This window comes from uncultured Thiodictyon sp. (genome assembly GCA_903837595.1).
Lineage (GTDB): Bacteria > Pseudomonadota > Gammaproteobacteria > Chromatiales > Chromatiaceae > Thiodictyon.
Genome location: CAILVI010000213.1, coordinates 23,998 through 31,360, shown reverse-complemented (window position 1 = coordinate 31,360; position 7,363 = coordinate 23,998). Strand labels below are relative to the sequence as shown.

The window sequence follows — 7,363 nt, the reverse complement described above, 5'->3', positions numbered from 1 at the left end:
CTTGAATCCTCTTAAAGGGAAGTTGGTTCCGGTGGGCCTCGGTTCATCCGCGTGGCCGTTCTCAAGGACTCGAATCAAGCTCCTATTTTATACCACTTTTGATTATATTTCAAAGCGTTAAATGTGACGAAGTAGAATTAACGGGGTCGCGGCTGTCGCGCCCAGGTTCTGGATCGTGACCGCGGCGCTGAAGCTACCGTTGACGGTTGGGCTGTTCGGTGTCGGCACTATGCTGGTCACAACGAACTCGGGGGTCGAAGGCGAGGTCGAAGGCGGACCGAACCCGGAAACCGGGATTGGGCGCCAGCGATCGGTGTTTGTGCCGTCGCCGAGCCGGCCGTTCATGTTAGACCCCGACGCCCAGAGGGTGCCGTCAGTCTTGAGGGCCAGAGTGTGATGCGCCCCGGTCGCCACTGCGCCGACCCCAGTCAGTACCTGCACCGGACTCCAGCGATTCGTGTTCGTGCCGTCGCCGAGCTGGCCATACCCGTTATACCCCCACGCCCACAGGCTACCGTCGGACTTGATACCCAGGTTGTGGTAATCACCTGCCGCAATCCGCTGCATATCGGCATCCCCTGCCGCCGCCACCGCCGCCACCAACGGCGAGGCCAGCAGCCCATCCAGCCCCGCGGCATCGACCCGCAGGGTAAGACCGGCCGAACCTGGCACATGCAGCAACGAGTCATAGGCGCCGGGGGGCAAGGCGAACAGCAGGTCCTTTGCCGCCTGATCCAGGTCGGCTTGCAGGAGGGCCGGGTCCGGCGGCGCCCCGGTGGTGCTCGGCTGAACCAAGTCCACCTTGACCTTCACCCACCCATCGCGCGTGACGCGGTCGCGCAGGACGCCGTCGGTCGCCGCCGTCAGAGGCCCGGCGGTCGGAGCCGCCGCGGTCGCGGTCGTCGCCGCCAGTGAATCCCGCCCCAGGGTAAGGCCCAGCGCCAGGTTCAGGACCAGCACGCAACAGCAGACGATGGCCCCGGCATACCAGGGCCGCAGTATGAAACGACGCCACACAGCTCGCACAGTCATGATGCTCCGCCTCCGTACTCTCGTTGATTTTGCCTATATCGATTCGGTGGATCGGGACGCCCGCCTGACCCAAGGCTCCGATGGTTCCCTCGCGTTGCGAAGCGCTGCCTCGCAACGCCGACACCGAGGCCTAAGCTTCGCGAGGTCGATCAGCAAGCGGAAGCTTGGTGACCAACAACAGAATTGGGTCGGGCGCCCGCGTCGATGATCGCGCCGGACGCCTGGGCGCGCATCCGTAATACTGCTGAGTGCGGCAGACGGAAACGACTGAGCAGGCATCGGTAAAACTACTGAGTGCCGGTGGCAAGCCGATGGGCCTGATCGTCCTTGCGGCGGCCTTGATCATCGTTCCGGCCAGCGCCCCCCGGCGCGGAGCGCCTAACACATGCGTGACACCGCTGGAGCGGTGTTACGAGAGGCTGGGTGGCCGGAGTGATGATCGCCACCGCCGCCGCCGTCTCCGCCGTCATGATCAGAAACACCGCCTCACCGGCGATACTGCGCACAAAAACAAAGTTCTCGCTGAATCCCGGCTCCTGCTGGAATTGATCGGCCAGGTGGCCGTTGACGAAGCCGATGTCGACCGCCAGCGGATCGATCAGCGGCAACCTCAGTCGGTCAACGTTGTCCTGCGATCCTTTAGTCTCCAGTGGATTACAGGAGAACAGCGTACCCGGCGGCGGAAGACGTCGTCGCGACCGTCACCAAGGAAAGCCCACACAGCAACCAACGCAAATCAATTGAGCTTTTCATTCGCACACTCCACCTTCATGAGTTGAGGATCGTGTCATTCCTAGTCGTTGAGCCGGTCGAGGCGTTGCCTGGCGCCGACGGTTCACCCGAAAATTCGCCGCAAGAAGGTGATCAGGGCCGTGGACCAGGACGGCTTGGGGAGGAGGTCCTGTTCCTGCGCTTGTTGGATCGCATGAATGGCGGAATTCTGAATACCCTGCGAGTGCGCATCCGGATAGGTGGTGGACGCCCGCGCCAGGATGGCGGGCTTGATGGTGGTGGTGCTAATGGGTTGGGCGGGCCAGCAAAACCAGAGCCAGCACGTCGGGGCCGCGGCTACATCCTTCACCTCAAAGAGTCCGCCCAGTTTCTCCAAGTCCGGATCGACGCCCCCAATGACCACCGGGCACGGGTCCGCGATCGTTTTCTTCAACACGACCCCCATGACCACCAGGCCCTTGTCGGCGATCAGCTTGAACGCATCGTTGTCGGGGTTAGGATACTGAACCAGCCAACCGATGCGGACCGCGCCGGACCGCACCGCTTCAATCATCTCCGGACGCCCCTGGTACTGCTTGACGTCAAGGCCTTTCAACGGCGAGCAGGGTATCGCCTGGAGTGCTCGGAAGGCCGCGGTGTCCCCTGACTTTTCGCCGGGAAGCCCCATGGACAGCAGGAATGGAGACTTATTGACCCCCTCCCAGTCTTTCACCGCCTGCGCCGTCTCCGGCGTCATGATCATCAGCACCGCCTCGCGGGCGATCGTGCGCACTAAAACAAAGCGCTCATGGGATCCAGGCTGCTGCTGGAATTGGTCAGCCAAGTTGCCCTGGACGAAGGCGAAGTCGACCGCCAACGGATCGGTCAACGGGAGCATCAGTCGCTCGAGGTTGTCCTGCGACCCTTGGGTCACCAAGGCATTGCAAGAGAACAGCGAGCCGAGCGCGGCGCAGGTCGCCCGGGCAAAGGTGATGAACTCGCCGGTCGGCGGCCCGCCGGCGACCCGCACGGCGGCGGCCGCCGGCGTCGCCGCAACGCTCCCCAAGGCGAGACAGCACAGCACCCGCAGCACATCAATTGGCTTGGTCATTGGTCGACTCCGCGGTCATGAGATTGCATATTGGTTATCAATGACCTCGGACGGTCACTGATGCCCCCCGGCAGGACGACGGGTCCAGCACAGACGCTACCGATGGTGCCCACTATCCGGGAATGGCGGCCGCCGCGCATTGCCGGAACTACCGAAGACCGGTCAGCAAAACGACTGAGTCTGGGAACCCACCCGGCCCGGAGCGGCATTCGGTTTGAAACGCGAGCCCGGATCGGCGTTCCGGCACGGCGCTCGGTCCGCCCGGCGCACTCATTTTCGCGCCGCCGGCCAGCAGGGCTAGGGTGCCGACCGATGAGCTCGCCGCAGAGGCCTTGATCACCATTCCGACCACCGCTCCTTGCGGTCTCAAGGCCCGTGAGCATGGTCACCGGGACGACATGCTAGACCCCGATACGATCCTGGCAGGTCCCACCGTCCGCTCCTATAACAGCCCGAGGCATAGTCCATGTTTGATGGCATAAAGGGTCAGGGCGACGGCATTGTGGCTATCGAGTTGACTGTCGAGCTTGCAATAGATGTGATCCAAGTGGCTCTGGACCGTGCGGTCACTGATTCCCAAGATATTGCCGATGTCTTTGGCGGACTTGCTATTGGCGGTGTGGCACACGACCTCGATCTCACGTTTAGTCAGAGGGCTCGGTCTAGGTGGGTATTCGACCCCTTTGCCGTAATAACTCACCCCGTCATGGACAACCCGGATGCCGCGCAGCAACTCGGCACCACCCGAACTCTTGAGGACGTATCCAGCGGCTCCCGCCGCCACGCTTTTCGCCACATAACCCGACTTGTTATGCATACTCAGAATCAGAACTCGCATCTGCGGCAACTCGGCACAAAGTCGCCGGGTCGCATCGATCCCTTCTATTCGATTCAGCTCACTCAGACTGATATCCATCAGGACCAGATCCGGGTTCAGCCGCGCGGCCTCCCGCAAGACATCCTGAGCGTTTCCGGCCTCTCCGATGACCGCGATCCCGGGGTCTTCGCGCAGGCAGCCGATCAGACCCGCGCGATACACAGGATGGTCATCGACGATCAAGACTCTGATGGACTCGCTCATAGCGCCCCCTTAACTAACGTTTTTGGATTGGTATTTCGCCCTGGATAAGGGTCCCGCGCCCGGGCGCGCTATCGATCCGGAACTGACCGCCCAAGAGTTCAAACCGCTCACGCATGGTGCGCAAACCGATGCCGGGGTCTGCCGACGGATGCGCTGGGTCGAATCCGCGGCCATCGTCCTTGACCTCGAGGCGCACCGACTGGCCGACGGGGCGCAAATCCAGGGAGACATGCGACGCCCGTGCATGCGCTTCGATATTCATCAGGGCCTGTTGAACCACTCGGTAGAGATAGGTCTCCACAATCTCGCCCAGCGGCGGGCGGTCCCAGGAATAGGTGAGGCTGGAAACAATGCCGGTGCGTTTGCCGAACTCGTCGAGTTGGTCTTTCAGCCCCGGCTCCAGCCCCAGGTCGTCGAGCACCCCCGGACGCAAGTCGTGCGAGACGCTCCGCACCTCCGCAATTGCGGTATCCAGGGTCTCCAGGGCGCCCACAAGATTCTCGCGATACTCGGGCTTGCCCTGCGCGGCCTGGCTCAGGGCCGTCTCAATGCGGTACTTGGCGGCCACGATCGACGGGTTGACGTTATCGTGCAAATTGCGGGACAAGCGGCGACGCTCTTCGATCTGGAGGGTAATGTAGTGGTAAACCAATGCCTGCAGGTGCCGGTCGACGAGCCGGCCCTGGTACAGGTTGGTCAGCAATACCAGCACTGCGGCGACCAGGGTGGTCAGCCCCAAGACCACCAGCAGGAGGGTGAAGGTATGGCCGATATTGCGCCGCACCCGATCCAGCCACAGGTCGACGTCTTCGTTGATGTTGTCGTAATACAGCCCGGTGCCGAGCATCCAGCCCCAAGCCGGGAGCAACTCGACCACCCCCAGTTTCTCCTCCTCGCGTCCGGTACTGGGGTTCTCCCACCGATAACGCAGGAAGCCGCCGCCCGGGTCGGTTTGATTCAGGGCCGCCAGCACATAGCAGCCCAGCCGGTCCTGATCCTCGAAGGTCCTACCCCCGCCGCGGGCGGCCACCCCCAAGAGCTCACGGATGACATAGCAGCCGCGGCTGTCCCGGTGGTTCAAGCGGTTCTTACCCACCCATTCCGGCCTGATCGGGTGCGCCAGGACGACACCCTTGGCATCGTAGAGATAGAAATAGCCGTTACCCTCGAAACGCAACTCGGTCAGGACGCGTTTGGCCTCGGCCTGGGCGGACGCCGGGTCCGCCTCGGGGTGCAAAGCGGCCTCCTTCAGGATGGGGGCGATGGCACTGCGCCCCAGGTCGAGCAGACGGCGTAGTTCGGCCCGCCGCGCCTCGACCAATCGGTCGCGAAACAGATGGCTCTGGGTCTCGGCGAGGCCCGCGGACATCCACCAGCCAACGCCGATGACCCCCGCCATCAGCAGCAGGGGCAGGATGGTCAGCAGCAGGATGCGCAGTTTGAATGACATGGGGGGATGGCCGGTCAGCGCGTATTCAGTTGCAGGGGTGTGCCCACCACCTCGGGGCAAGAACGCTGGTCGATACCGTTCGTCGGATATTCGAAGGGGTGGGCCGTGAGACGCCCCCAGAGGGTAGTCTCCGCCGCATGCCAGTCACTGGATACACGCATGGTCGACCCTCTATCATTATTATTTTCCCCAGTAATTCTAGCCCCAATCGGTTGCATCCGTTAGGGCGGGCGCGCGAGCCCATGATGGCGCCGGACACCTGGTCCGGCATCCGTAGTATTGCGGAAGACGGGGGCCGGAAACGCGACACAATCTTACAAGCATTGATTTCATGGTCTGTGTCGCTGAGTCCCGGCGCATCGGCAGGCTCAGCCGCCGCCGCAACCACCGCACCCGCCACCCCCGTCTCCCCCACCACCGCCGTCCCCGCCCCCACTGTCCCCACCGCCACCCGACACCTTGGGTGGAATCACCCCCTGATAGGCGGCATAGGCGCTGCCGGCCAGGGCGGAGGCGCCCCCAAGGGCGACGGCCAGCACCAACTCTTCGCTGGTCGGGGCGCGAATCAACCGCTCGTGCCGACCCATGGCCTTATAGAGCGCACGATCACCGGCCCGCGTGCGCAGCGGGACGCCGCTCAACCGCGACAGGGCAAAGGCGAGCACCACCAGGATCAGGATAACCAGGAAGCCGACCGGCCGATCGCGACTGATCCCGACCAGGACCTTCACCACCCCAAAGGCGGCGACCGCCAGGAACGGCAGGGCACCCGCACGGCCCACCGCCCGCGACTGTTGCACCGAGAGCGCGAGCCCACGCGACACGAGATCGGTCTTGAGCGGCTCAAGCCAGCTGGTCGCATTGCGCAGCAGCATGGCCCCCGGGGTGCCGCACTGGTCGATGGCCGTGCCCAGGTCCCGCAGCTGGTCGGGCAGGTGCGACACCGGGCCCCTGAGACTCAGACACCGGGAGTCCTCGTCCAAGCTGGCCAGGCCCCGGGTCAGCAAGTCCGTGACCCCGGCATTGACGGCACGCGCCGGGCCGTCGGCCAGATAGGCCAACTGATAATGACCCAGACCGTCCGCCCGCCCGGGGCCGGTCTCACGGAACAGGAAGCGCAGCCAGGCAGACAGGACCCAGGCCACCAGGGCGAGGGCGAAAAAGAGCTCCAGAAAGGGCCCGGCGGTCCAATCGAAGGGATCGGGCGGCAGCGCACCGGCCGTCCCCGCGGCCAGGGTCCCGACGACCAGAGCGGCACCCGGCAGCCACCAGCGCCGGCCCGGCAGGCGCGGGCGCGGACGCGGGCGCGGCAGGACCAGCTGGCGATGCAGGTCGACATGCCGCCAGCGCGCCGGGTCCGAAAAGCGCTCCCGAGTCCCAGGCCAGAAGGCCAGCGGCGGTGGTCCGAACCAGCGCTCATAGGCGGCCAGGGTGCGGGCGTACTGCTCACGGAACTGCCGACCCTGCGCCGCCCCGCCGCGGGTCGGCTCATGGTGCAGGGGCGTACCGAGCACCTGGGGGCAAAACCGGCCCCAATAGTCGTGGGTGTAGGTCAGGTGCAGGTGCCAGACCTCGTCCACCTCCTGGCTCGGGGTCATGGGCTCCCCGGCCACACAGCACAGCAAGCAGAAGCGGCGGTATTCCTCAATGGTGGCGCGCGCCTGTTCCAGGGTCCAACCCTGTTCGCGGGCCAGGCGGCGGGTGAGATCGAGGCCGTCTTCCGGGGTCTCGAACGGATGGGCAGTCAGGCGCCCCCAAAGGGCAGTCGCCGCCGCATGCCAGTCACTGGATACACGCATGGTCGGTCCTCCGTCGTTGTGGTTTGCTCAAGCGTCGCGACCCGCCGGGCGGTCGGGCGCCTGAGTCCATGATGGCACCGTCGGCGTGGATCTGAATGGGCAGGACTGCGGAGCGTGGCGGCGGGAAACTACTGAGGCGACATCAGTAGAACTACTCAGAGGCGGGCCAAACCATGATC

At 64.4% G+C, this 7,363-nt stretch carries 7 protein-coding genes; all 7 read right to left on the bottom strand.

Going from position 1 to position 7,363, the window contains the following annotated elements; all coding sequences use genetic code 11:
* Positions 1-117: 117 nt before the first annotated feature.
* Positions 118-1,032 (bottom strand): hypothetical protein, encoded by a 915-nt coding sequence (locus QZY44_RS11550; RefSeq protein ID WP_295446330.1) that lies wholly within the window; start codon positions 1,030-1,032, stop codon positions 118-120.
* Positions 1,033-1,319: 287 nt separating this feature from the next.
* Positions 1,320-1,640, bottom strand: a complete 321-nt coding sequence (locus QZY44_RS11545) for a hypothetical protein (RefSeq protein WP_295446328.1) — start codon at positions 1,638-1,640, stop codon at positions 1,320-1,322.
* Positions 1,641-1,867: 227 nt separating this feature from the next.
* A complete protein-coding gene (locus QZY44_RS11540) occupies positions 1,868-2,854 on the bottom strand; it encodes a hypothetical protein (RefSeq protein WP_295446326.1) in 987 nt (328 codons plus the stop codon).
* A gap of 442 nt (positions 2,855-3,296) precedes the next feature.
* Positions 3,297-3,935, bottom strand: coding sequence for a response regulator transcription factor (locus tag QZY44_RS11535; RefSeq protein ID WP_295446324.1), 639 nt, complete (start codon positions 3,933-3,935; stop codon positions 3,297-3,299).
* Between the two features lie 13 nt (positions 3,936-3,948).
* The gene (locus QZY44_RS11530) at positions 3,949-5,385 is read right to left on the bottom strand and encodes a cache domain-containing protein (protein WP_295446322.1); all 1,437 of its coding nucleotides are present in this window, start codon (positions 5,383-5,385) and stop codon (positions 3,949-3,951) included.
* Between the two features lie 14 nt (positions 5,386-5,399).
* Positions 5,400-5,546 carry a hypothetical protein gene (locus QZY44_RS11525; protein ID WP_295446320.1) on the bottom strand — a complete coding sequence of 49 codons (147 nt, stop codon included), beginning with the start codon at positions 5,544-5,546 and terminating at the stop codon, positions 5,400-5,402.
* Between the two features lie 207 nt (positions 5,547-5,753).
* Positions 5,754-7,184, bottom strand: a complete 1,431-nt coding sequence (locus tag QZY44_RS11520; protein ID WP_295446317.1) for a TIGR04222 domain-containing membrane protein — start codon at positions 7,182-7,184, stop codon at positions 5,754-5,756.
* Positions 7,185-7,363: the final 179 nt, after the last annotated feature.

Bases quoted from the DNA above. Each gene is read 5' to 3' on its own strand.
- QZY44_RS11530 (WP_295446322.1), bottom strand. From the start codon at position 5,385: ATGTCATTCAAACTGCGCATCCTGCTGCTGACCATCCTGCCCCTGCTG.
- QZY44_RS11540 (WP_295446326.1), bottom strand. From the start codon at position 2,854: ATGACCAAGCCAATTGATGTGCTGCGGGTGCTGTGCTGTCTCGCCTTG.
- QZY44_RS11520 (WP_295446317.1), bottom strand. From the start codon at position 7,184: ATGCGTGTATCCAGTGACTGGCATGCGGCGGCGACTGCCCTTTGGGGG.
- QZY44_RS11535 (WP_295446324.1), bottom strand. From the start codon at position 3,935: ATGAGCGAGTCCATCAGAGTCTTGATCGTCGATGACCATCCTGTGTAT.
- QZY44_RS11525 (WP_295446320.1), bottom strand. From the start codon at position 5,546: ATGCGTGTATCCAGTGACTGGCATGCGGCGGAGACTACCCTCTGGGGG.
- QZY44_RS11550 (WP_295446330.1), bottom strand. From the start codon at position 1,032: ATGACTGTGCGAGCTGTGTGGCGTCGTTTCATACTGCGGCCCTGGTAT.